This is a genomic window from Nocardioides baekrokdamisoli (genome assembly GCF_003945325.1).
Classification (GTDB): Bacteria; Actinomycetota; Actinomycetes; order Propionibacteriales; family Nocardioidaceae; genus Nocardioides; species Nocardioides baekrokdamisoli.
Map to the genome: position 1 here is coordinate 1315352 of NZ_AP019307.1, position 24694 is coordinate 1340045.

Here is a 24694-nt window from a genome sequence, read left to right on the forward strand (position 1 = left end):
CCCCATGCCTGAGGACATTGACGACGAGTTCGCGCGCCGCCTCCGCGAGGTGACGGCCAGTGTTGCCGGGCTCGACGAGGAAGAGGCGCTCCAACTCCTCGAGATCCGGCTCAAGCAGGTCCAGATCAATGGGCAGGCGCGGCATCGACTGAGCCTCGCCCGCGCCCGCGGCACGCTGGCGTTGGCACTCGGCAACCGCGCCGAGCCCGACATGATCGCCTCGCTGGAGACGATGGTCTCCACGATCGAGGAGTCCGGCCCGCCCGAAGCGGTCTCCTGGGACTCACAGAGTGTCGATCCCGACTCCCCCGCGTACGACCCTGAGCTGGCAGCGAACCAGGCCGAGTTGCTCGAGTGTCACCACCAGAACGCCGTCGCCATCCTCCGGTTGATCGCGCAGATCTCGGTCTCCGGCGACGAACCCGAACTCGTCGCCACCTTGGAGCGGTTTCTCGATCACGACCTGGACGCCATCAGCGAGCTCGAGGCCCGCTGAATCTCGGACCGGCGCATCGGTGCCAGATCCTCGCCCGCAGGTCGCGTCACTTTCGCCATCCGTTCACGCGCCTGCTCCACCGTCAGAGCGTGCGCATTGCTCAGTTGGCGAACTTCGTCGGTCCGCGAAGCGGCGGGATGAAGACTGCCCTCACCGCCTTGGCGTCGGGTTATGTGGACGCCGGCTGCGAGCGGCTGCTGGTGATCCCCGGCCCGGTCGACAAACGCGTCACCACCGACTTCGGCGACGTGGTGCAGCTCCGGGCACCCCGGGTCGGTGGCGGTTACCGATTGATCGTGGAGCCGTGGAGGGTCACCGAGGTGTTGGAATCCTTCGCGCCGACCTCACTCGAGATCAGCGACAAGTTCACGATGACGCCGGTGTCCTGGTGGGCACGGCGCAACAACATCGGAACCGTGCTGTTCTCGCATGAGCGCTTCGACGAATACATGCTCCAGTACACCCGCCTGGACACCACGACGAAGGTGTCCGCTGCCCTGCTGAACCGGATCCTGGTGCGGTCCTTCGACGCGATCGTGGTCACCTCCGACTACGCGCGTACGGAGTTCGACCGCTACTCCGTCGGCATTCCTGTCGTACAGATCCCGCTCGGGGTGGACCTCGAGTTGTTCACGCCGCGTACGCACGTCGACTCGGACGTCACCCGACTGATCCACGTCGGACGGTTGTCCCGCGAGAAGGCGCCCCACCTGTCGGTGGCAACGGCCGTGGAACTGCACCACCGCGGCATCCCGGTCCAGCTCGACGTGTACGGCGACGGTCCGGCGCGCGACGAGCTCGAGATGCTCGCGGTCGACGCGCCCGTCACCTTCCACGGCCACGTCGGGGATCGGGAGGAGCTGGCACGCCGCATCTCCGCTGCCGATGTCGCGTTGTCGGTCTGCCCGGGTGAGACCTTCGGGCTGGCCGTCCTGGAAGCGCTCGCCGCTGGTACCCCTGTCGTCACCGCTGACCGGGGTGGCGCCCAGGAGATCATCACGCAGGCGTGCGGCGCCAAGGCTTCACCGCTGCCGGCTCCGCTCGCGGACGCCGTCCTTGAGGTAATGGCGCGACCGACCTCAGAGCGACGGGCTGCCGCCCGCGCCCGGGCCGAACAGTTCCCGTGGACCCGTACCGTCGCGGAGATGCTCGAGCTCCACGCCTCCGTCGGGCAACAACTCGTCGCCTACGCCTGAGTCGGGGACCCAGAGGGCCGCTGCGGGCGAGGAGAGCAGGCCGCCGACACCGACGATGAGCAGGACCGCAGCAGTCGCGGAGAACAGCAACCCGGGCGGCTTCGAACCGAAGGCGACCCACGCCGCCGCCACGCCAGCGACTGGCTCGGCGATCGTCATCCCGGCCATTGACCACGGCAGCGGGCCGGCCGCGAGAGCGGCCTGGGTCAGCGCCGCACTGATGATCATCGACACGAGCAGACCGTAGGTCGGCACGTACGTGAGGAGGCTGGCGTACTCGCCGGCGGCGAATCGGTCGGCCACCAACTTGAGGAACACCGCCGTCAACGCGAAGCCGGTGCCTGCGGCGGTTGCGGTGATGGCGGCAGCGATGGCCGGCTTGCGATGGTGTGCGGCGAACAGCAACGCCGCCATCACCACCACGATGCCGACTACGAGTGAGGTGACGTGGTTCGGGCTCGCGTTCTCGGCAGGAGGTTGGGCCTTGATGACGAGCAGGGAGACACCGCCGCAGACCGCGACCGTCGCGGCGAGGTCGCGTACGAGGGGCCACCGACGCGCGCTCATGCTGGCGAGCAGCACTGCGAAGAGCAGTTGGGCAGGCATCATCGGTTGGACGACCGACAGACCGGTCCAGTGCAGTGCGACTGCCTGCAGCCAGAAGCCGACCACGCCCGCCACGGCGCCGATCATCCACATCGGCTGCTTGACCAGGGAGAGGATCAGACGGCCGATGCCCTTGAGGCCACCCGAACGCTCCGGATGACCCGCACCCGCATGCTGGGTCAGCCACGCGGAGAGCGCGAACAGGAAGCAGGCGGCCACGGTCACGGCGACAGCAGCGATGAACACGCTGTGAGCGTATGCCTTGGCGCTCCTCGGTCGTGTCGGAGGCGGTGGATGTCAGGTGAACAGCGGCGGATGTCGGGTCTCGGCCGGCCAAATGTCGGGTCTCGGCCGTCAGGCGGAGGCGTTGTCCGCGATGACGAGAAGGGCCGCGGCTGCCGCCACGAGCGGCAGCAGTACCGCCAGGCCGCCGGCGCCAGTCACGAGTACGAGAGCGGTCGCAGAACCCGCCGCGGCAACAACCCCCAGCACGATGACGGCTGCGCGTACGCCCGCCAGGAGGCACGGATTGATCCGGGCCAGATCGGGGCTGCCGAAGAGGAAGACGGTGGCGACGAGGGCGGCGGTGACCGATACCGCGGCGACAGGGAGCCCGAATCCGAACGGGTGCACTGCCTGGGCGACCCTCGAGGCCGCATGGCCCACACCGGGAGATTGCGCCGCCAGCTGCGACAGCGTGTGGCCGACCCGGCCATGGGTGTGGACCGCGACGTCCGCGTAGCGGCGGCATGCGTCCGCGAGCAACGCGAACGCGGCGGCCACCAGCGCCGGGCGTCGCAGCCACTGCGCCGGGATCAGGTCGGGTACGAGGACATCACGTACGCGCCGCGACACGACGACGTTGAACACCCGCGCAAGCCAAGCGCCGAGGATAGTGACCGCGGCGAGCGTCACCCAGGCACGGACCGGGGCGTGCGGCGGGAGACCGCTCAACGACGAGGCGAACGACTGCGCGGCACCGGCCACCGCCGCCGTGCAGAACGCCCATCCGACCATCGTGTCGACCCGGCCAGGGATCAGGTGGCGAGCCGCGATCAGCACGGCCGACACACCGCCGATCAACATGGCCCAGGACCCCGCGTTGATCCAGGTCTGCCCGGACAGCCCGTGCAGTCCCCACGCCATCGCGCCTACGACAACCAGCCAGCCGGGCCAGAACCGCGCCAGCTCATCGACCATGATCCGGTGCCGGTCGCTGCGGATCGTCTGCCGCTCGATCGTCTGTGCAGCCCTGTCAGCGACGTTCTCGATGGCCACACGCTCGGGACTGGGGGCATCGCCTGAAGGCACCGAGGTCTGCACCCTGGGGAGCGTCAGGTACGCGAGCGCCGCGTCGCCCACGGATGCATCGGCCGACCGGACGGCATAGGAGAGCCGTGCGGCCCATCCGACGAAGTCACCCTGGGCCTCGGCTCGGCCACGCCTGAGCAGATCCGAAGCGGCCGCGGTCGACAGCGCCTGCAACACGTGTCCTTCGAGCTGGCCCCGGATCGCCTGGTGGATCTCCCGCGGGATCTCCGACAGCCGGGCGTCGATGCCTACCCAGGCCGCTGCGAGCCGCCCGTCGGCCGTGGCCGAGATCGACCCTTCGACCTGTGCCCAGGCGGTCAGGATCCTCTGCTCGCGCAACTGCCGAATCCAGGTGCCGGCGGCCACGTCGCCCGCGATCGCATCCCGCACCACTGCATTCAGACCAGCCTTCGTCAGCATCCGGTTCCGGTACGCCGGAGGGCGCGAGGGATCGAGCACCACCTGCAGCCTGATCAACGTGCCATCGGGGTCGTCGGCGGCGTTGACGAGAAGGTCCTCGGCCGCGTCGCCGACGCGCGTACCCCTGAGCCAGGAGCGCAAACCGTCCGCCCCCGGACCCGCGAGCAGCCGGAGTGCGGCGGCGCTGTCGCCGCGCATTGCTTCGGCCAATGCCGCCGGATCGGCGTACGTACGGCGCCCGAAGCTGAACGGGACCGAGCCGCCACGTCGTTCGGCGCCTGAACCCTTCGGAAGGACGGTGCGGCCCTGCAGCCACTCACCGACCTCGACACTGCCCCATCGCTGCTCGTAGTCGACAGCCAGGAGTCCGGCCAACAGGGCGTCCCAACGCGGCATGCCGGTCGTCGGGATGGCGAACGTGCCCTCGTACAACTGATTGCGCACCACGGCGTCGGCGAGCATGCCGTCGCCACCGGCGAAGAGGTGCCGACCAGTCAGCGCCTCGACCAGGATCAAGCCCATCGCCCACCAGTCCATCGACTTGGACACGATGTTGCCGCGCGACTCCGGCGGCAGATAGGTCGTGGTGCCGACGACCGTACGCACGTCGAGAGTCGCTTCGAGAAGGGCGACCAACCCGAAGTCGGCCAGTGCGATGTCGAGCGGCTCCTCGGTGCGTACGAGAACGTTCGACGGCTTCAGGTCGCGATGGATCAGATGCCGCTCGTGCAGGTAGGAGATCGCCGCCCACAGCTGGCGGGTCAGCCGGAGTGCGACGCCCAGATCCGCGAACGGCGCACTGTCTCGGAACACCTCCGCCAACGAGCCGCCGGCGACGTACTCCTGCACCTCCCAGGCCACGCCGCCCGTACGGCCGAAGTCGTAGATCGGAACCACGTGTGATCGGTCGGTGGCGCCGGCGCGCAACTCGTCGATCGCGGCGTCCTCGAGGCTCATCCCCGGTCGGTAGATCTTCACCACGACGAGCCGTTCGTGGTCGTCGTTGTCCGAGCAGATCAGGACGTCCGCCTGGCCCCCGCTCGGGAGCTCGCGGAGGAAGGTGTACCGGTCGCGAAGCGGAGCGGGGAGGTTGACCCGCTGCCACTCGTCGACCTCCGCGACCTCCTCGGCGATCGGGACCAGCGCATCGAGACAACGTACGCACCGCTCGCCGGGGGGCGTCTCTCGATCACAGTGAGGGCAGATGACTACCGTCTCCGCCTTCGCAGCGACCGGGATCGCGGCCGCCGCCACCGGCTGCCAGCAGCCGGGGCAGAAGACCGCGTCAGCCTCGTACCCTGCGCCACAGGCGTGCACGAGTTGAGTCCCGTTCAGCGCCACGAGGCACCTGCCAGAGCCACGCCTCGGGCTTCGAGCGCCTCGCGCAACCGATCCAGGTCTCCGGGTTGCGGCAGACCGACCACGAAGAGATCGTCCTCATCCGCGGCCACCTGGACGCGTACGGCAGTGACCTCCGCGAGCCGATCGGCTCCACGGTCGGAGGTGACGATCTTCTGGTTCGCCGACGCCAGCAACGGACGATCGGACGGCTGTGTCGGGTCGTACCGACCTGCGACCAGGATGTCGACCAGGCGTGCCAGCCGTACGCTCCGCCGACGGGCCACTGCGGCGTCGTACCCGGTGAACGCGACCGTGTCGAGGTCGGCCCGAGCTGCCCGCACCGCAGCGAGTACGTCCGCCACTGCCTCGGCCTGCTGGAACGGTTCCCCGCCGCTGATCGTCAGGCCGTCGAGGTCGTACTCCTGCACCAGCCGGAGCACTTCCGCGGTGACCTCCTCGACCGACATCTCACGACCGCCTCTCGCCGACCACGTGTCCGCTGAAGCGCAGCCCGCACACGCCAAGGTGCAGCCCTGCACCCACACGACGACGCGCCGGCCGGGGCCCAGGACGGTGATCGGAGCGGCGATACGGCTGATCCTCAACGACATCGCCTCATCGGAGGGTGACCTCGTAGAGACCGTCGTGCTCGCTGACCGCGTCGACGACCGCGATCGCGGAGTCGTGCTGGATGAGTGCACGACCGAGCGGGTTCACGAAGACGGTGTCGAGGGTCTGGCCGATGCCGCGACCACCGAGCGACATGTCGGCGATGCACCGATCCGCTATCCACTCGATGACGACCGCAGGGATCTCGAGGGCCATGTCGTGCTCTTCGCGGGTGCGCTGGCGGATGTTGTCGAGGTAGCGACCCACCAGCGACCGACCGACCTCGTCCGTCAGGTAATGGAACGCCACGATGTTGTCGCCGATGCGACCGAGCAGCTCGGGCCTCTGGAGGACATGACGGAAATGCGACTCGACGGCGCCGAGCAGACGCGCCTCGAACTCGGCAGGATCGGGGACCGAGTTGATCGGCAGATCGGCAACACCGACGTTGGAGGTGAACACGATGATCGTCTCGCTGAAATCGACCGTGGCACCCATGCCGTCCGTCAGTCGGCCGTCGCTGAGGATCTGCAGGAACTTGTCCATCACCAGCGGATGGGCTTTCTCGATCTCGTCGAAGAGGATCAGCGAGAACGGCTTACGGCGGACCGCGTCGGTGAGTTCACCCGAACGGCCGTGACCGACGTACCCCGGCGGCGCTCCGATCAGTCGCGCCTCGGTGTGCTCGGCGCTGAACTCGCTCATGTCGAAACGCGTGTACGCACTCTCGTCACCGAAAACCAGCGCCGTGATCGCCTTGGCCAACTCGGTCTTGCCGACACCGGTCGGTCCCGCGAAGAACAAGACACCACGCGGACCACTGGACCGAGACCCCTGCCACGCGCCGGCCAGGCCCATGGTGGCCCGGACGAGGATGTCGGTAGCGTGCCGGACCGCCCGCGGCTGACCGAGTACGCGCTGGCCGAGGACGGTCTCGGCGTCTCCGCTGCCGTCCTCGCCGACGATGCGGCGGCGGAGCTCGGGACGCTTCCACGGGTTGTCGGTGAGGCCGAGTCGATAGGCGCGTACGGCGTCCTCGATGCGGTTGGCGCCGGAGTGATCGGCCAGCCCCCGGATCGCCTGCATGGCGCGTACGGTCAGGCCGGCGCTGGCGTCGGCGAAGGCAGCCGTCTGCTCCTCGCGGAACCCGAGTGCACGCGCCACCCCGATCCGGGCGTCGACGTCGGGGAACGGCACGCTCACCTGCCGGATGCCGTCGCTTCCGCTCACCATCCAGGTGGGGAGGTCCGCTGGCACGTCGACCAGCCAGATCACCGGTCGATAGAACCGTGGACCGCCGTCGGCAATCGGGTGCTGCTGCCCGCTGTGCACTTCTCTCAGACAGTCGAGCATGAACTCGTGGAGTTCATCGGTCGGCTCCCTGCGACCCGATCGGTGCTGCGACACGTAGTCGACGATCAGGGCGGTCGTCGAGTCCGGCATCGTCACTCGGGTCAGGACCTTGCCCAAGCGTTGGTAGTCGATGTGCTTGCCCAGCGGTGCCACACCGTCGAGCACCTTCTCCGCCACGTCCTCGGGTCCGAACACCTGGAGACCCGTCATCGGCGAGTGATAGAGCACGCACTCGAAACCCTGCTCGCGCAGCGCCTCCGCGATCACCTGCGGCGTCGTCAGGGCTCCACTGGCAACCAGATGGTGGTCGCGGATGTTTCCGTGCACGACGTACTGCGCGGTCACCGGCAGATTCGCGGTGATGTTGCGGATCCAGTCGGGGTAGGTCATCTCGCTGCTTCCCTCTCGACCGCGGCGGCCACAGGCTCGACGGCGGAGATGCGTACGACCTCAGCCGCACCGGGCTCGATCGTCTGCTCGCGGGTCAACGCGACCGCGTCTCCCAACTTCTCCGCGAGGGCCTCCAAATGCTCACAGAACGCCTCCTCGGCGGCGAGGTCGCCACGGCGATCGGCGGTGTACGCCACTACCTCGGTGACCAGCCGGCGACGCTTCTTCTGGAAGTCGAGCTCCACGCCGTACCCGGGAAGGTTCGGCGTACGCACCACGGTGCGTTGCTCCAACGCGCTCGGGACGAACTCGTCGCCGATCTGGTAGCCGAGGTCGCGAAGTGCCTCGGCAGCCTGTTCGATCACGTACCGGCGGTCGGCCTCGGCCGTCGCTGCGTCGCGGATCTGGGTGAGTTCTGCCTCGATCGCATCCAGATCGGCCTGCCCGACGACATGCTGCAAGCCGTCGCGCAGCACCTGGGCACGCTCGCCACCGACGTCCGCATAGTCGTGCCGCGCCGCCTCGGCCCGCTTCGCCAGAAGGGTCCGGGCGGACTGCAACCGCAGCGACGCCTGGGCTTCGGAGCGGATCGTGTTGAGGTGCCCGCGCGCCTGCGCGCGATCCTCATCCAGTACGCGAAGCGCACGATCGGCCAGGGTCGCCAGACGGCGCCGGTGGGCGGGATCCTCCACCCGGGCGACGAGGTCGAGCGCCCGCCCGATGCTGGCGCGTACGCGCTCCTCAGCCTCGCCGTCGGCGAGGTCGTCAGCAGGTTCCTCAGCGGATTCCCCGACCCAGTCCGCCGCTGGCTGCCAGTTCGGGACGACCGCGATGACCTCAGCCTGTCGCGCCTGGGACGCACCCTGCTCGATCTGGGCGAAAGCACGTTCGAGTTGTGCGCGCAGCTCGGCTTCGTACCGCGCCCACACCGTGACGCTGGGTGACGTTGGCGTCTGAGCCACGGCGATCCGCTGGCCGGTCTGCGACGCCACCGACAGGAGTCGAGCGGTCAGCGACACACACCGCAGCCGCGCGGACTCGACGCAGCGTCGATTGAGCTCGACCTGGGAGACCACGGCATAGCCGGATCCGGTCCCATGACTCATGTTCGCCAGCGTCTCACGCAGATCGCCGCCGACCCGGCAGCCCAAGCGCGTGCCGACACTGCGAACGCACCATGCCGTCGCGCCGTCGCATCACCAGTCACAGGAGTTGACTCCAGTCCCTCATCCGCGACGGATGTGTGCCTGCCGAGGCGACCATCCGGCTGCGCGAGACGGCAGACAGACCGCCGACTCCGGCCAACTAAACTCGCCGCATGAAGGTGCTGCTGCTCGAGAACATCCACCCGGCCGCCGTCGAGGTCCTCGAGGCCGCCGGCTTCGAGGTCGATCTGCGCAGCGCATCCATGTCCGAGGACGAGCTGATCGCCGCACTGCCGGGCGTTTCGATGATCGGCATCCGCTCGAACACCCACATGACCGCCAAGGTGATGGACGCCGCACCCGACCTGCTCGCGATCGGTTGCTTCTGCATCGGCACCAACCAGGTCGACCTCAAGGCGGCCGCAGCACACGGCATCGCGGTCTTCAACGCGCCGTACTCGAACACCCGCTCGGTCGTGGAGCTCGTCATCGCCGAGATCATCAGCCTGGCCCGGCGCCTGCCCGAGAAGACCGACAAGATGCACGCCGGCGTCTGGGACAAGTCCGCCAAGGGCAGCCACGAGGTCCGCGGGCGCACCCTCGGCATCGTCGGGTACGGCAACATCGGCACCCAGCTGTCGAACATCGCCGAGGCGCTCGGTCTGTACGTGATCTTCTACGACATCGCCGACCGTCTCGCCCATGGCAACGCCCGCCGGATGCCGTCGCTCGACGCACTCCTGGCCGAGGCCGACGTGGTGTCCCTCCACGTCGACGGCCGTCCGGGCAACGCCGGCATCTTCGGTGCGGAGCAGTTCGCCAAGATGAAGCCCCGCTCCCTGTTCATCAACGCCGCCCGCGGCATGGTGGTCGACGACCACGCGCTGCGCGACAACATCCTCAGCGGCCACATCGCCGGCGCCGCGCTCGACGTCTTCCCGATCGAGCCGAAGGCCCAGGGCGATGAGTTCGAGAGCCCGCTACGCGGCCTGGACAACGTCATCCTCACCCCGCACGTCGGCGGTTCGACGATGGAGGCCCAGGAGGAAATCGGCTTCTTCGTCGCCGGCAAGCTCCGCGACTTCGCCCTCGGCGGTTCGACCGCACTGTCGGTCAACCTGCCCGCCGTGCAGCCGCCGCCGCTGACCGAGGGCACCCGCGTGGGGTACCTGCACGTCAACATCCCCGGCGTGCTGGCCGAGGTCACCAATGCGCTGGCCGCCGACGGTGCCAACATCACCGGCCAGTACCTCGCCACCTCCGGCGAGCAGGGCTACGTGGTCACGGACATCGCCGGCGAGCTTGCACAGGAGACCCTGGACAAGCTCGAGAGCAGCCCGCACACCGAGTGGTTGCGCAGCTACTCCGCCTGAGCCTCAGGTCAGCGGCTTACGACGCGCGTGGCCGCAAGAAGCCCGCGCACAAGCTGGCCGAAGGGCCAGCGAGCACGGAGCGACGCGGCGGACACGCCGTCGTCAGTCGCTGAAGCGCAACCAGAGGGCGTGGACGTCAGTACGCCACGCGCCTCGGCTGACCTCGATCGGGATCCGATCCACGAGCGCCCGCCGCTGTTTGCGCAACACCGGGCTGCCGATCTCGACGCCGAGGAATTCGGAGTCCTCGATCGACGCCGCATCGGCCGTATAGGTGTCGTCGTTCGACGTCGGCCGCATCCCGATGGCTGCGAGGTAGTCGTACAGGCTCGCAGGTTCGGCCTGCGCCAGGTCGGGGACGAGTTCGAGCGGTAGGTAGACGTCCTCGATGCCGAACGGCAGGCCGTCGGCATGGCGTACGCGCCGCCAGTGCACGACCTCGACACCCTCCGGGATCGACAACGCGCGGGCGACACCGGGGCCTGCTTGTTGAGTCCGGATCACCACCGTGCGCGACGTGACCTCGACACCGCGGATGGCCATGTACTCGGTCAGGCCCACCACGGCGTGCGACTGGCTGCCGGGCCTCGCCGCGACAAACGTCCCGCGGCCCGGCTTGCGTTCGAGCAAACCCTCGGCAACGAGCGCATCGATGGCCTGGCGCACGGTCATTCTCGCGACCGCGAAGACGTTCACCAACTCCCGCTCGGACGGCGCAGGGCTGCCCGGAAGCGCGTTCCCAACGAGGTCGCGGACGTACTCGCGGACCTGTACGTATTTGGGCGTCCGCTCCAGAAGGAAGGACGGGTGGGTCACAGGGCTGAATCTAGGCGGGTCACGGCGCGACGTCACAGGAATCCGAAATCCCGGACATTCGAACACTTGTTCGATATCGTCAGTGTATGGACTTCCAGGGGACGCTGTTCGCCGACGATGTCGACACCGCATTCGGAGCGCCGGAGCGTACGCCGCTCGCCCGAGGCGCATGGATCGACGTCGCTCGAGGCTGGCTGCCGGAGCCGGATGGCGTCTTCGACCGCCTTGTCCAGGATGTCCCCTGGCGCACTGAGCGGCGCCAGATGTACGACCGCATGGTCGACGTGCCCAGGCTCGTGCACACGTACATGATCGGCGAGGAGCTGCCCCACCCGACCTTGCTCGAGGCCCGGCGCGCGCTGAACAAGCGATACCTGCAGGAGCTCGGCGAGCCGTTCATGACGGCCGGTTGCTGCTACTACCGCGACGGCCGCGACTCGGTCGCCTGGCACGGCGACCGGATCGGCCGCGGCAACACCCACGACACGATGGTCGCGATCGTCTCCGTCGGGGATCCGCGCGCGCTGCATCTGCGTCCACGTGGCGGCGGCGAGTCGGTCACGGTCGAGATGGGTCACGGCGACCTGCTTGTGATGGGTGGCACGTGCCAGCGGACCTGGGAGCACGCGGTGCCGAAGGTCGCGCAGGCCGGGCCACGGATCTCGGTCCAGTTCAGACCGTTCGGGGTCTTCTGAACTCCGGTCCGACCGTCCGCGTCAGCATGTACTGTCCTTCAGTCACCTCTCAGCAAGGATTCACATGCACGTACGCATCCTCGGCGCGCTCGGACTCGCCGCGATCTTCTCCCTCACTGCCTGTGGTTCGAGCGGCTCCGGTACGCCCGCCACGCTCACCAAGGCTGAATGGGTCACCCAGGCGAACGCCATCTGCAAGGACCTCAACGACCGCAGTCACGCGGTCGCGCCGAAGTCGGAGGCGGACCTGGGCACCGCCATGACCAAGGTCTCCGAGATCGCGAGCGAAGACATCCCAAAGATTGCCGCCCTCAAACCGCCGGCCGAGATCCAGACTGACGCCGCGGCTCTGGTGACGGCCTACAACCAGATCAACAGCGCCCTGAAGGCCGCGGCCGCGACGGCCACAGCCGGAGACCCCGGCGGCGCCATCAAGGCGATGCAGGCCAGCGAGACCACCCTGAAGCCCACGGTCACCGCACTCGAGACCCGCCTCGGGCTCACCGAGTGCTCGCGGAGCAGCTGACCTCACCGCAGTACCGATGGCCCCGTTGAGCAACCGCTCGGCGGGGCCATCGTGCTAGAACGGATGTATGAGCCATACCACCGCAGTCGTGATCGGGCTCGTCCTCATGGTCGCGCTCATCGTCGGACTGGACGTGACGTTCCTCCGCCACCACTTCGGGCTACGGCTGGCGGTCAACGTCTTGATCGTCGCTGTGTTCGCGATCATCTACCTCGCGCTGCGCCACCGCTCCTGAGCGGGCGCTCAGACGCCGAGGGCATCCTCGATCGTCGGGGTGAAGAACGTGTACCCGCTCTCCAGGAGCTTGTCCGGAAGCACCAGCAGATCGATCAGGACCAACTCCTCGGCCGCGGAGCCGAGCGCGGTCTTCACGGCCCACGGCGGCGCCGGCAGCCAGTACGGCCTCTTCACACTGCGCGCGACCGCTCGCATCACCTCACCGCTCGTCGCAGGCGTCGGGCCGACCAGGTTGACCGGACCGGACACGTCCGTGTCGAGGATGTACAGGATCGCGCCGACCTCGTCGCGCAGCGAGATCCACGGCCAGGCGCCTTCCCCTTCGTCGATCGGCCCGGCGACTCCCCAGCGAGCCAGCAGTTCGAGCTTGTCGAAGGCTCCGCCCCGACCGGTCACCATTCCCGTGCGCAGCATCGCCACGCGTACGCCCGGCCCCTCCGCCTCACGCGCTGCCGCCTCCCACTGGCGTACGACGTCGCAGAGGAACCCACCGCCCTCGGCAGGGATCGGCGTCAACTCGTCGAGGCAGTCGTCCGGTCGCGAGTTTCCGTACGCGTTCACGCCCGACGCATTGATGTACACGGCCGGACCGGATCCCGCGTCGTGCGCAGCGCGCACAGCGCGAGCGAGCGTACGGGTCGCCTTGACGCGACTGTTGAGGATCTCGGCACGAGTGGACTTGGTCCACGGCAACTTGCCGATCGGGGAGCCACTGAGCCCGATGACCGCGTCGATGCCATCGAGTGCTTCTGGCGGGACTACGCCGTTGGCTGGGTCCCACTCGATCTCGCTCGACCCCCGTGGTGGTCTGCGGACGAGCAACGTGACGTGATCTCCCCGCGCGCGGAGCGCCGAGATCACCGCCGTACCGATCATGCCGGAGGCGCCGGCGAGAAGGATGCGCATGGCTCCATCATTCCGGGTCGCGCCTGAAGCACGACTCCCCCGAACGGTCATCCCGACGCGGTACGTCGCCCGGTCCAACGCCAAAGGGCGCCCCGGCCGAAGCCGGAGCGCCCTTCAAGAAGCGATGCGCCATGTCTGGCGATCTGGGTGGTCTGAGCTGGTGGATCGCAAGGCGGAGGACCGCAAGCCGTGCTGGCGCACGGCGAGGATCCGACAACGCCGCGAGGCGCCTGCTCAGACCGCTCAGATCAGAAGTCCATGCCGCCCATGCCGCCACTGGGGTCGCCGCCGGCGGAAGCCTTCTCCGGCTTGTCGGCCACGACGGCCTCGGTCGTGAGGAACAGTGCGGCGATCGACGCGGCGTTCTGCAGCGCCGAGCGGGTGACCTTGGCCGGGTCGATGATGCCCGCGGCCAGCAGGTCGACGTACTCACCCGTTGCGGCGTTGAGGCCCCAGCCCGGCTCGAGACCGGCGACCTTCTCGGCCACGACGCCGCCCTCGAGACCGGCGTTGATGGCGATCTGCTTCAACGGGGCCGACAGTGCGACCTTGACGATGTTGGCACCAGTGGCCTCGTCGCCCTCGAGGTCGAGCTTGAGGAACGCGGTGGCACCGGCCTGGACGAGCGCGACGCCACCACCCGGGAGGATGCCCTCTTCGACGGCAGCCTTGGCGTTGCGTACGGCGTCCTCGATGCGGTGCTTGCGCTCCTTGAGCTCCACCTCGGTCGCAGCGCCGACCTTGACGACAGCCACGCCACCGGCGAGCTTGGCGAGACGCTCCTGGAGCTTCTCGCGGTCGTAGTCGGAGTCCGACTTCTCGATCTCGGCGCGGATCTGGTTGACCCGGCCCTCGATCTGGGCAGCGTCGCCGGAGCCGTCGACGATGGTGGTCTCGTCCTTGGTGATGACGACCTTGCGGGCCGTGCCGAGGAGCGAGATGTCGGTGGTGTCGAGCTTGAGGCCGACCTCCTCGGAGATGACCTGGGCGCCGGTCAGGATCGCGATGTCCTGGAGCTGGGCCTTGCGACGGTCACCGAAGCCCGGAGCCTTGACGGCGACGGACTTGAAGGTGCCGCGGATCTTGTTGACGACCAGGGTCGAGAGCGCCTCGCCGTCGACGTCCTCGGCGAGGATGAGGAGCGGCTTGCCGCTCTGCATGACCTTCTCGAGGACCGGCAGGAGGTCCTTGACGTTCGAGATCTTCTGGTTCGCGATGAGGATGTACGGGTCCTCGAGGACCGTCTCCATGCGCTCCGGGTCGGTCACGAAGTAGGCCGAGATGTAGCCCTTGTCGAACCGCATTCCCTCGGTGAGCTCGAGGTCGATGCCGAAGGTGTTCGACTCCTCGACGGTGATGACGCCTTCCTTGCCGACCTTGTCCATCGCCTCGGCGATGGCGTCACCGACGGTGGTGTCGCCACCGGCGGAGATGGTGGCGGTGGCGGCGATCTGCTCGCGGGTCTCGACGTCCTTGGCGTTGGCCAGGAGCTGCTCGGTCACGGCGGCGACGGCCTGCTCGATGCCGCGCTTCAGACCCATCGGGTTGGCGCCGGCAGCAACGTTGCGCAAGCCCTCACGGACGAGCGCCTGGGCCAGCACGGTCGCGGTGGTCGTACCGTCACCGGCGACGTCGTCGGTCTTCTTGGCGACCTCCTTGACGAGCTCGGCACCGATCTTCTCGTACGGGTCCTCGAGCTCGATCTCCTTGGCGATGGAGACACCGTCGTTGGTGATCGTGGGGGCGCCCCACTTCTTCTCAAGGACGACGTTGCGACCCTTCGGGCCGAGCGTGACCTTGACCGCGTCAGCGAGGGTGTTCATACCCCGCTCGAGACCGCGCCGGGCCTCCTCGTTGAACGCAATGAGCTTCGCCATGAGCGACATCCTTAAATGGTCTGTGTTGTCACTCTCGTCTTGCGAGTGACAACACATTTTTAGCACTCGACCCCTGAGAGTGCAAACAGTCCTAGTCCGTGGAACCAGCCGCTCGCGCCGCCCGGATCTGCTGCAACCGGGAGCGCATCGCCTCGCCCGCAACCAGGTGCGTGTGGCGCGTTCCGATGTCACGGGCGGCGCGCCTGCCGACGCGCCGGGCGCGCCACGGATGAGCCACGATCTCGCGCAGGATCCTGGCCGCTTCGTCGAGGTCCGGCGACGCCCACGGCAGCCCGGCCACGTACGGTCCGACGGTCTCGCTCAGGACATCCGGGGTCCAGCCGACCTGGTAGGAGTTGCGTGGCGTGGTGAACTGCATCGGCCCTCCGTACGCGGTCGTCACGACCGGCCGCCCCCACGCCATCGCTTCGGCAACGGTCAGGCCCAGACCTTCCGCGCGATGCAGGGAGACGTACGCCGTGCAGTGTGCGACGAGGACATGTCGTTCGGCGTGCGGCAGGTACTCCTCGATCAGGATCAGGTCCGGACGGGCGGCGCACGCCACCCGCAGCTGCTCCGCGTCGACGGGATGGCTGTCGCCATTCATCGTCTTGATGACCAGTTGCGGACCGCGCGGTCGGACCTCGGGGAACGCACGGACGAAGGCATCGATCAGCCCCAGCGGATTCTTGCGGACCATCCGGGAGAAGTAGTCGAACGAGAACAGGAACCACGGACGCTTCGGGTCGATCCCGAACCGGCCAGGCAGCGGTGGCACAGCACCGCCGGGTCGCTGTGGCAGCGGCGGCATCATCGTCACGACGGGAACGCCGGGAGACGCACTCGCGAGCGCGTCCCGGATGAAGTCGGTCGGTGCCCAGACCTCGTCGACCTCTGCAAAGGCCGCTGCCTGTGCCGGAGGGAACTCCGCGAACTCCCAGTACCACATCCCGATGCGGTAGCTGTCGCGTACGACCTCGCTGATCCCGGCCACGACCCGCGGCGTGTCCAGGCCGTTGACGCAGAGCAGGCTGATGTCGTGGATGGCGTCCGGCGACAGTCGTACGTCCGCGTCCTGACTGCTGGAGATGCGGTGACTGACGTCGAAGACGGTGGTCGGCTCCCCTGCCGCCACCAGTGCACTGTCGGTCAGTCGAGCGGACTCCCCGAGGCCGAGCCCGCCGGCCAGGTAGCCGACGAGGTTGACCCCCTGCGTACGCCCACCGGACACCGACGGCAACGAACCGGCCCAGAGACGGGCCCTGGTCTCCTCTGCGGCTGCCCTCAGCAAGGAGGCGTCGGCGGCACCATCGCGCAGCCCGGGCCCCAGGGCCCACAGCGCCAGGCGCTCGGAGTCCGCCCCCGGGACCTCGGGGAAGGCGCGCAGCAGATCCGGCCGCAGCGCCCGGACTCCAGCCAGGTAGCGCGCGACGCCCTGTCGATGACCGCCGGGCACCATCTCGCACGCCCAGGCGCTCACGTTCTGCTCGGCCAGCAGGTCCGGAAGCTCCTCTCCCATGACGTCGGCGCGCCTGGCTTCGACCCGCAAATGGCGGTCAACGAACTCCGCCTCGGTCAGCCGGCCCCACTCAGCCGCAGTCGTCCGCAGCACGTCGCCGACCGCCGGGTGCCCCGCCAGTCCCCAGGAGGGCAACCGGGTGATGCCGCCGTCCAGCAACCAGGGTCGCTGCGGGTCGTACGCGGTCGCGTCGACGGCGACGACAGGGCGGCCGTCGATCCAGAGCCTCCCGCCGTCCTGGGTGAGGGCGACGTCGCCAAGGTGCCGTCGGGCTGCGAGGAGGCGTTCTGGATCGGAGTACGCCGTGGCGAGCCCGAGGCCCAACAGGAGATCGAGCACACGCGGTCGGGTCCGCCACGAGGACGCATATGCCGCCAGAGCACGACGTGACTCGAGCGACCCAATCGCCACCACTGACTCGGTCAGCGCCGCTGGCGATCTCAGCGCGGGTGGCACCGGGCCGAGGCGACGCGCATCCGCGCGCAACTTCGCCGTCGGTGCCATCTCTGCGGCGACCTGGGACGCGTCGGCTCGCGGGATCACGGCGATCCCATCGCCGGCAGCCTCCACCAGTGGGTTCAGCGAACCTGTGACGACGACGCCCGCGCCGAGCAGCACCGTGGGCGCATCTCCGGGCTCGGCAAGCGCCGCGAGGGCAGCGGCAGCGAGCGGCAACTCGTGCGGCGGCAACGTTGCGTACGCCCTCCGGAGCAGCGGGCCGACCTCGGAATGCTCGGCGAGCTGCGCGAGCGTACGAATCTCCGCCCGGACGGGCCCGCGGAACGTGCCGTCGAGATCGACGATCACGGCGCGGGTCGCCTCGCCGAGGGACATCGCTCCGACAATGGTCGCCAGTGCCCGATCGCGCGTGCCGTGGTGCGAGGCCACGATTGCTGTGCACGCGACCATGCCTCACACGCTAACGGTCGTCACTGCCCTTCGTGCCAGAAGGCCGTCGGAGGAGTCTGCGCCACCAGTGATGGCGCTCAGCCACCACCCGTTCAAGCTCGTCGAGCAACCGTCGCTGGGTCACGAGAGCAAGGCGTAGGTCTTCCTCGACCCGCTTGAGCCGCTGTTCAGCCTTGATCGCACGGGCGTACTCGCGCTCCAACTCGGAGCGGTGTCGAGCACCTACCGCCTCGACCTGTGCTTCGGCCCGCTGCAACTCGCCGCGCAACACGCCGACCTCGGCGACCGGCGCGAGGAAGGGGAGGGCAGACCGGAGTGCAAAGGAACGCGTGGGGCGACCCTGATGGAGGTGCCACGTGTGGACATCGGATTCGTGGTTGTCCATCTCGACGAGGTCCGGCGTCAACCCACAACGGGCGCTCGCCTCCATGAACGACAATTGGTCGCGGCGGGAGTAGCGCCAGACGTGCTGCATCCATTCCGCCATCACCGCATCGACCACAGGGCCGCGTCGTCGCGCCATGATTCCGGTCCACGGGACCGGGCCGTTGAGACGGTCAAGTCCTCCGACCGCGTAATGATTGAGTTGTTCGTACACGCGATGGGAGTCATCCAGTCCCACCCGCAGAATTTCCGCGAATTCGGACACGACCGAGTCCCGATAGGAATGGAGCGGGACCGCAATGTCGGCTGCGGCAAGCCATTCATCAAATATCAGGTCCGGATCGACTTTCAGGACGACTCGGGCGTCGACCCAGATCGATTCGTCGTACGCGCTCAGCACGGGGTGGCCCATGATCTTCAGCTGCCGTGCGCTCCGGATCGGGTCCTCGGACAGCGCAGGGACGATGTGTTCGAGGCGCCACGTGTCACTGCGCAGATGGGGATCGTCGGTCAGGCAGATGAAATCCACAGATGAATCCGCCGCCGGCTGCTCTTGCAACTGCTCATATCCACCGATCATGGCGGTATAAACAACACGGCGTTTCTCGGGCACGCGCAGATCGTACAGTGCCTGAGAATTTACTGATACCGCTCATGGCGTCATCGCCACCATGATTCCAGCCCGCATATTTCACTCAGGCAGGGCGGATTCTCGTTCCAACCACTCGTCGAAAGTCGGCCCGTCGATGGTGGCGTCGGTCGGAGCCTGCAACGCCCCCTGGCGTACGCGCCGCGGCGTCTCCCCCGGGAGCCAGACCGGGATGACCACGAGCTTGCGGCCGCGCGTCCTGGCCGTCGCGCGCACGAGGTCCGCCATCAGGGCCTTCTGCGGTCCGGCCAGATTGAAGGTGACCGTGCCGGCGCTGGTGCGCAGCTCCCCGAGGCGTACGAGGTGCTCGACCACCGTGTCGAGCGCGACGGTCTGGGACGGCTGCCTGGGACACGGCATGAACGGCCCCTTGGCGGTCCAGTCGATCAACTGACCGGCGAACTCGTGGAACTGTGTCGCGCGCAGGATGACCGCCGGCACCGAGCCGGCCTTGGTCTCCTTCTCCTGCATGAGCTTGCCGACGTAGTGGCCGTACACGCCACCGCCGGTCAAGTGGTCGATGCCGACGATCGACAGCGTGACGATGCTCTGGACCCCAGCCGCCGCTCCTTCGCGCTGCAGGTTGCGAGCCACCGCTCCGAAGAACTCGGCACAGTCGTGTGCCTTCGTGCTGACGGTCGAGGTGACGTCGACGATGACATCGACCCCGGCGATTGCTGGCGCGAGGCCTGCACCGCTCACCAGATCGACACCAGCCGCTCGACTCAGTGTCACGACATCGTGCCCGCGGGCCTCGAGCGCCCCGACTAGCCTGGCTCCGACCATGCCGGTGCCGCCAGCGACCGCGATCTTCGTCATGCCTCGAGGCTAGCGGCGACCTCTGCGGTGTCGAGGAGCTCATCGGCCTCCGACTGCGAAAAGTGGGTACGCCGCCGCGCGTCGAGGGCGAAGCGAGCCAGGATCGCCACGGCGAAGCAGCACGAGACCGCGTTGCACACGATCAGGACCGTGTCGTGCCTCAGCACGCCGTACACGCACCAGGTGGCCTGACAGACAGCACCCATCAGCGGCGTGGCGAGACTGCCGCCATCGGAGCCGAAGCGCCACGTGCGTACGAGTTGGGGCAGGAACAGTGCGATGACCAGGGCAGAACCCAGCCACCCGACGATCTCGGTCACGCGTACTCCTCGTCAGACCATCACGGGGGCGTAATGCCCGTGCGGCACCTCGACTGACACGCCGAGCGCGGCGAGCAGCGAGGGCAAGAGTGCCTCGGCGGTGCGCTTGTAGCCCAATTCGCTCGGGTGGAAGCGGTCGATGGAGAACATCTCGTCGGGATGATTCGTGAACAGCGGCCCGACGACCTCTGCCAGCCGCACCACCCGCGCCCCATGCGCCAGTGCGGCCTCCGCCTGGGCGGCGGCGAGGCTCTTGGAGGTGTGCGAGAGGTACGACTTCAACGGTCGCTTGACCGGACCGATCGCCCCGAGGTCCGGGCAGGTGCCGACGATGACCGTCGCACCGCGCACCTTCAGGTCCTCGATCACCTCGACGAGCGACGTCACCGAGTCGGCCAGTGGGACCCGATGGATGACGTCATTGCCCCCGACGATCACGACCGCCACGTCGGGGCGGTAGCTCGGCTTGAGCCGCGGCAGTTGTCGCTCCGGGATCATCCAGGCCTCGGCTCCGACCTCGGCGATGCTGGTCAAGCGGACGGTGCGCCCAGTCGCCTTCGCGAGCTCGCGAGCCAGCCGGCCGCCCAACGTCCGCTTCGGCCTGTGCGCTCCGAGGCCGGCCGCGATGGAATCCCCAACGATCACGAGATCGAGGCGGTCGCCGTACGACTTCTTGTAGGTCCGGTCAGCCTTGAGCGCGATCTCGCCGAGCGGCTTGCCGATCACCTGGCGGGCATACGCCGCCTGACGCTTCATCAATGTCACGGTGCCGAGGCCGGCTGCTCCCCCGACCGCGCCGGCCAGCCCGGCTCCGACGGCGACCCGACCCAGCCAGCGCACGTACGTCACACGATCGGACTGCATGGGCGCATGTGTAGCGGCCCTGCATGAACGAATGCCGAACGTGGCCCGACCACGGCGTACGAACCCTAGGATCACGCCATGAAGCGCGCCGCGGCCCTCGCCGCCATGGTTCTCCTGAGCAGCTGCACCGTCTGCGCCTGCGGCTCATCGGCGGCCGCGCCACCCAGCCAGGCAGCGACGTCGTTGCCGAGGCAGGCGGCAACACCGGTGGCGAGGCCCTCCGCCGTCGTGCCCGCGGGATGGCAGAGCGTCACCGCGTCTCGGGCCCGCGTAGTCATCGCAGTGCCGGGCAACTGGACCATGCTCGATGCGTCGGACTTCGACACAAGCAGCCCGACCTTTTTGGCGAATGCCCGCAGGATGCACCAGTCGCCTGCACAGGTCAGGCGCGAGCTGACACAGTTCGACTTCGTGGCGGCATCGCCTGACCACGATGGCCTTGTCGAGTGCAGCTTGACGTCGTTGACCGCACTGCCGACGTACGTCGTGCTGCAAGCGGCGTACGTCAAACTGAGTCTCGCCATGAACGCGTTCGCGCACGTGACGACACCCTTAGGCCCGGCTGTGGTGACCCACTCAACCGGCGGGAACGGACGACACGTCAATGCGATCTACGTGAGCGTTCCGCGCGGTATCGTCGACATAGCAGTCGCCGCCCGTACTGCCGCTCGGGCTGACGCACTCACGAACTCGGTCCTGCGCAGCCTTCGCCTGGCACGGTAGCCCTCAGGAAATGTTGGCAGCCTCGAAGGCGGCGTAACTGGCTTTGATCGTCGCGCGCGGACCGACCTTGTCGCTCACCGCGTCGAGCGTCTTGAGGCCGTGACCGGTGTTGATCACCACGGTCTCGAGTGACGGGTCGAGGACACCGGCCTCAGCCAACTTCTTGGTGACGGCCACCGTCGTGCCGCCGGCGGTCTCGGTGAAGATCCCCTCAGTACGCGCGAGCAGCACGATGCCGTCACGGATCTCGTCGTCGGTGACCTCCTCGACCGCCCCAGCCGTACGCCGGGCGATGTCGAGGACGTAGATGCCGTCGGCCGGATTGCCGATCGCGAGTGACTTGGCGATCGTGTCCGGCTTCACCGGACGGATCGCGTCGACGCCAGCCTTGAACGCGGTCGAGACCGGGTTGCAGCCGGTGGCCTGCGCACCGAAGATCCGGTACGGCTTCTCCTCGACGAGGCCGAGCTTGATCAGTTCCTGGAAGGCCTTGTCGACCTTGGTGAGCTGCGAACCGGACGCCACCGGGATGACGATCTGGTCCGGCAGGCGCCAGCCGAGCTGCTCGGCGATCTCGTACCCAAGCGTCTTGGAGCCCTCGGCGTAGAACGGACGGACGTTCACATTGACGAACGCCCAACCCTCCTCCTCGGCCGCGATCTCCTGGGCAAGCTTGTTGACGTCGTCGTAGTTGCCGTCGACCGCGATCAGCGAGTCGGTGAAGATGGCCGAGTTGACCTGCTTCGGCTGCTCCAGGTTGGACGGGATGAAGACGACGGTCCTGATGCCAGCACGAGCACCGGCCGCCGCAACGGCGTTGGCCAGGTTGCCGGTCGAGGGGCACGCGAAGACCTTGGCGTCGAGTTCGCGCGCAGCCGACAGGGCGCACGCCACGACGCGGTCCTTGAAGGAGTTCGTCGGGTTGGTGGAGTCGTCCTTGACCCAGACCTTGGAGAGGCCGAGAGCCTTGGCGAGGTTGTTCGCCTCGAGCAGACGGGTGTAACCCGGCTCCGTGTTGGGGCTCTGCTCGATGTCGTCGGGGACCGGCAGCAGCGCCTTGTAGCGCCAGATGTTGGCCGGGCCGGCCTCGATCTCCTCACGGGTGATCGCCGGGAACGCGTACGCCACCTCGAGGGGGCCGAAGCACTCCGGACAGGCGTAGTCGGGACCTAGTGGGACCTCGGTGCCGCACTCGCGACAGACCAGGTTGGTGGCATTGCCGAACGCACCTTCACGCAAGCTCATGGAGACCTCCTCCTCATCTTCCCTGGGGCGACTTTCACCCCAGGCCGGATTTAGCACCATGTCCCGACACCACCCGTAATGGGAGGAGATTGTCGGTCGGTTGCCGGGACTTCTGCGGGCCGTTCCCTCAGTCCCTCTCGATGAGCAAGCGCAACTGTACGCGAGGCGAGCGGGGAGGTGAAAGTCAGTTGTCCGAAGCGTGAGCGCGGACGTCCTCGACGAGTGCCCGGAGGAACGAGATCACGCCGTCCGGGCCTTCCAGGACGACGTCGGCAAGGCTCAGCAGAGCCGAGACCTCGGGGTTCCGCACACACACGCGTACGCCGGCGAGCCCCTGCTCGATGAAGCCACCAACCGCGTGCAACGCCTCGACGTCACCGAGATCGTCACCGACGAACAGCACTGCCTTGGCGTCGGTGGCGCGGACCAGTTCCTTGATCACGCGGCCCTTGTCCGCGGCTCCTGAGCGCACTTCGATGACGGCTCGCCCGGGCTCCAGTACGAGGTGGTGCCGGTCAGCGAGTTCCTTCAGCGCCGGCAGCAGACGGTCGTACGCTCCGACCGGATCGGCCAGCCGCCGCGTGTGCACCGCGACGGCCAGTCCCTTGTCCTCGACGTACGCATCCGCCGCGCCCGCGTTCCTCAGCAGGCGGGGTAGCTCGCGCTCCAGCGTGGCCAGGCCGCTCGGCGGTCGCGGAGTGTGAATGACGCGATGGGTGGAGTCCCAGCGCTCGGCACCGTACTGGCCGAAGATCTGCAGTCGGCGCCCGCGCGCGGCGATCGTGTCGCCGAGGTCGTCGAGGGCGCCGAGCGCGAGGACCTGCCTGGCGGGGCGTCCGGTGACGATCGCCACCGTCCCGACGGCCTCCGCCAGGTCGATCAACGCTGCCGCGGCCTCGGGGTGAATGTGGGCCTGCGTCGGGTCGTCGACGATCGGCGCAAGGGTCCCGTCGAAGTCGAGACCCACCACGGCGCCCGGAGCCGCGTCGATGAACGCGGCGTAGCGGGCTTCGGCCTCAGCGGAGCAGAACACCACTCCAGCCAACCACGTGGTCCACATCGCCCGCAGGGCAACTGGCCACCGGGAGTCAGCTGAGCGGGCTCACCAGGACGACGGAGATCCGGTCCTGCGGCGTGGCCGAATCGCCCTGGCTCAGATTCGTGATGCCCAGGTCGAGCCCCAGCTGCTTCGCCGCGGCGGCGTACTTCGCCGGGTAGTAGATGGTGTTCGCGCTGTAGTGGACATGAGTGGTGCCGGATGCGGAATTGGTCCATCCGGCAGCCTTCACCTTGACCAGCACGTCCTTGGCCAGGCCCGGGGTGGTGGACGCGTTCCAGACCGAGACATGGATCGCGGTCTTGTTGATCGGGGCGACCGTCGGCGTACTGCTGGGCGGCAGCGTGACAGTGCTGGTGGCCGTCGACGTCGCGCTCGTCGAGGCGTGCGTGCTCGAGTGCGTCGGCGCTGCGTTGGGGATCACCTTCGTCTTGCTGCCGCCGAAGCCCGTGACGGCAAAGGCGATCGCGGCGACGACGATCGCGACGATGCTGATCGCAGCGACAGGTGAGGGCAGTGCAACGCCGCGATCGCGGCGCGAGGTGTGGCCGGACACAGTTACAGCTCGAAACCGAGCCGACGAGCCGAGCGCTGACGCTGACGAGCGGCGCGGAGACGGCGCAGACGACGTACGAGCAACGGGTCGGCCTCGACGGCCTCGGGCCGATCAATCAAGGCGTTGAGCACCTGGTAGTACCGCGTCGAACTCATGCCGAACTGCTCGCGTACGGCCGATTCCTTGGCCCCGGCGTACTTCCACCACTGACGCTCGAAGGCCAGGATTTCAAGGTCGCGCTCACTGAGCTCATGCCCGACAACGGGCTGAGCGGCCTCTGCGGCTCCCATAACTGTCCTTCGAGTTCATCGCATACGTTCGCTCCAAAACTACCCGGGCGGAGGGTCATGTC

Annotated in this window: 24 protein-coding genes and 1 riboswitch; of the genes, 6 read left to right on the plus strand and 18 right to left on the minus strand. The window is 68.0% G+C overall.

Annotated features, from left to right (window positions below; genetic code table 11):
• Positions 1-4: 4 nt before the first annotated feature.
• Together KCTC_RS06365 and KCTC_RS06370 are read left to right on the plus strand one after the other, a co-directional pair.
• On the plus strand, positions 5-496 hold the full coding sequence (locus tag KCTC_RS06365; protein WP_125567811.1) for a hypothetical protein: 492 nt from the start codon (positions 5-7) through the stop codon (positions 494-496).
• Positions 497-585: 89 nt separating this feature from the next.
• Positions 586-1692, plus strand: coding sequence for a glycosyltransferase (locus KCTC_RS06370; RefSeq protein ID WP_125567813.1), 1107 nt, complete (start codon positions 586-588; stop codon positions 1690-1692).
• Here KCTC_RS06370 and KCTC_RS06375 read toward each other — a convergent pair.
• From KCTC_RS06375 to KCTC_RS06395, 5 genes are all read right to left on the minus strand, one after another.
• The gene (locus KCTC_RS06375; RefSeq protein WP_125567815.1) at positions 1576-2544 is read right to left on the minus strand and encodes a DMT family transporter; all 969 of its coding nucleotides are present in this window, start codon (positions 2542-2544) and stop codon (positions 1576-1578) included. The genes KCTC_RS06370 and KCTC_RS06375 overlap by 117 nt on opposite strands.
• Positions 2545-2652: 108 nt before the next feature.
• Positions 2653-5370, minus strand: coding sequence for a serine/threonine-protein kinase (locus KCTC_RS06380; RefSeq protein ID WP_125567817.1), 2718 nt, complete (start codon positions 5368-5370; stop codon positions 2653-2655).
• Positions 5361-5981 (minus strand): 4Fe-4S single cluster domain-containing protein, encoded by a 621-nt coding sequence (locus tag KCTC_RS06385; RefSeq protein WP_125567819.1) that lies wholly within the window; start codon positions 5979-5981, stop codon positions 5361-5363. Before KCTC_RS06385 ends, KCTC_RS06380 begins: the two co-directional genes overlap by 10 nt.
• A gap of 4 nt (positions 5982-5985) precedes the next feature.
• Positions 5986-7722, minus strand: a complete 1737-nt coding sequence (locus KCTC_RS06390) for an AAA family ATPase (RefSeq protein ID WP_125567821.1) — start codon at positions 7720-7722, stop codon at positions 5986-5988.
• Entirely contained in the window at positions 7719-8828 is a 1110-nt protein-coding gene (locus KCTC_RS06395; protein WP_125567822.1) for a hypothetical protein, read from the minus strand. Before KCTC_RS06395 ends, KCTC_RS06390 begins: the two co-directional genes overlap by 4 nt.
• A 212-nt stretch (positions 8829-9040) precedes the next feature.
• Here KCTC_RS06395 and serA point away from each other — a divergent pair, with 212 nt between their 5' ends.
• Complete coding sequence (gene serA, locus KCTC_RS06400) at positions 9041-10240, plus strand: phosphoglycerate dehydrogenase (RefSeq protein ID WP_125567824.1); 1200 nt, start codon at positions 9041-9043, stop codon at positions 10238-10240.
• Positions 10241-10342: 102 nt separating this feature from the next.
• Here serA and KCTC_RS06405 read toward each other — a convergent pair whose 3' ends face one another.
• Positions 10343-11056: a GntR family transcriptional regulator gene (locus KCTC_RS06405; RefSeq protein WP_231998864.1), complete on the minus strand. Its 714-nt coding sequence runs from the start codon at positions 11054-11056 to the stop codon at positions 10343-10345.
• Between the two features lie 86 nt (positions 11057-11142).
• On the opposite strand from KCTC_RS06405, the gene KCTC_RS06410 reads away from it, so the two are divergent.
• The 3 genes from KCTC_RS06410 to KCTC_RS14675 all read left to right on the plus strand — a co-directional run bounded on the left by KCTC_RS06410 (position 11143) and on the right by KCTC_RS14675 (position 12512).
• Complete coding sequence (locus tag KCTC_RS06410; RefSeq protein ID WP_125567828.1) at positions 11143-11751, plus strand: alpha-ketoglutarate-dependent dioxygenase AlkB; 609 nt, start codon at positions 11143-11145, stop codon at positions 11749-11751.
• 64 nt (positions 11752-11815) lie between these two features.
• A complete protein-coding gene (locus KCTC_RS06415; RefSeq protein WP_125567830.1) occupies positions 11816-12277 on the plus strand; it encodes a hypothetical protein in 462 nt (153 codons plus the stop codon).
• Between the two features lie 67 nt (positions 12278-12344).
• Positions 12345-12512, plus strand: a complete 168-nt coding sequence (locus KCTC_RS14675; RefSeq protein ID WP_164512503.1) for a hypothetical protein — start codon at positions 12345-12347, stop codon at positions 12510-12512.
• An 8-nt stretch (positions 12513-12520) separates the two neighbouring features.
• Here the strand turns inward: KCTC_RS14675 and KCTC_RS06420 are convergent, their stop codons facing one another.
• From KCTC_RS06420 to KCTC_RS06475, 12 genes are all read right to left on the minus strand, one after another.
• On the minus strand, positions 12521-13420 hold the full coding sequence (locus KCTC_RS06420) for a TIGR01777 family oxidoreductase (protein WP_164512504.1): 900 nt from the start codon (positions 13418-13420) through the stop codon (positions 12521-12523).
• A gap of 248 nt (positions 13421-13668) precedes the next feature.
• A complete protein-coding gene (groL, locus tag KCTC_RS06425; RefSeq protein ID WP_125567834.1) occupies positions 13669-15297 on the minus strand; it encodes a chaperonin GroEL in 1629 nt (542 codons plus the stop codon).
• Positions 15298-15388: 91 nt separating this feature from the next.
• Positions 15389-17725 carry a glycosyltransferase gene (locus KCTC_RS06430; protein WP_125567836.1) on the minus strand — a complete coding sequence of 779 codons (2337 nt, stop codon included), beginning with the start codon at positions 17723-17725 and terminating at the stop codon, positions 15389-15391.
• Positions 17726-17735: 10 nt separating this feature from the next.
• Positions 17736-18638, minus strand: coding sequence for a glycosyltransferase domain-containing protein (locus tag KCTC_RS06435; protein WP_164512505.1), 903 nt, complete (start codon positions 18636-18638; stop codon positions 17736-17738).
• A 162-nt stretch (positions 18639-18800) separates the two neighbouring features.
• Positions 18801-19577 carry an SDR family oxidoreductase gene (locus KCTC_RS06440; RefSeq protein WP_125567840.1) on the minus strand — a complete coding sequence of 259 codons (777 nt, stop codon included), beginning with the start codon at positions 19575-19577 and terminating at the stop codon, positions 18801-18803.
• Positions 19574-19897 carry a SemiSWEET family sugar transporter gene (locus tag KCTC_RS06445; protein ID WP_125567842.1) on the minus strand — a complete coding sequence of 108 codons (324 nt, stop codon included), beginning with the start codon at positions 19895-19897 and terminating at the stop codon, positions 19574-19576. The genes KCTC_RS06440 and KCTC_RS06445 overlap by 4 nt, the downstream gene beginning before the upstream one ends.
• Before the next feature lie 12 nt (positions 19898-19909).
• Positions 19910-20761 (minus strand): SGNH/GDSL hydrolase family protein, encoded by an 852-nt coding sequence (locus KCTC_RS06450; RefSeq protein ID WP_125567844.1) that lies wholly within the window; start codon positions 20759-20761, stop codon positions 19910-19912.
• 71 nt (positions 20762-20832) lie between these two features.
• Positions 20833-21285, minus strand: coding sequence for a hypothetical protein (locus KCTC_RS06455; RefSeq protein WP_125567846.1), 453 nt, complete (start codon positions 21283-21285; stop codon positions 20833-20835).
• Between the two features lie 202 nt (positions 21286-21487).
• Entirely contained in the window at positions 21488-22729 is a 1242-nt protein-coding gene (gene thrC, locus KCTC_RS06460) for a threonine synthase (RefSeq protein WP_125567848.1), read from the minus strand.
• Positions 22730-22739: 10 nt separating this feature from the next.
• A riboswitch (SAM riboswitch) is annotated at positions 22740-22876 on the minus strand.
• A 37-nt stretch (positions 22877-22913) separates the two neighbouring features.
• Positions 22914-23789, minus strand: a complete 876-nt coding sequence (gene otsB / locus KCTC_RS06465) for a trehalose-phosphatase (RefSeq protein ID WP_231998865.1) — start codon at positions 23787-23789, stop codon at positions 22914-22916.
• 28 nt (positions 23790-23817) lie between these two features.
• Positions 23818-24342: a LytR C-terminal domain-containing protein gene (locus tag KCTC_RS06470; RefSeq protein WP_125567850.1), complete on the minus strand. Its 525-nt coding sequence runs from the start codon at positions 24340-24342 to the stop codon at positions 23818-23820.
• Between the two features lie 2 nt (positions 24343-24344).
• A complete protein-coding gene (locus KCTC_RS06475) occupies positions 24345-24632 on the minus strand; it encodes a DUF3263 domain-containing protein (RefSeq protein WP_125567852.1) in 288 nt (95 codons plus the stop codon).
• Between the last annotated feature and the right edge of the window lie 62 nt (positions 24633-24694).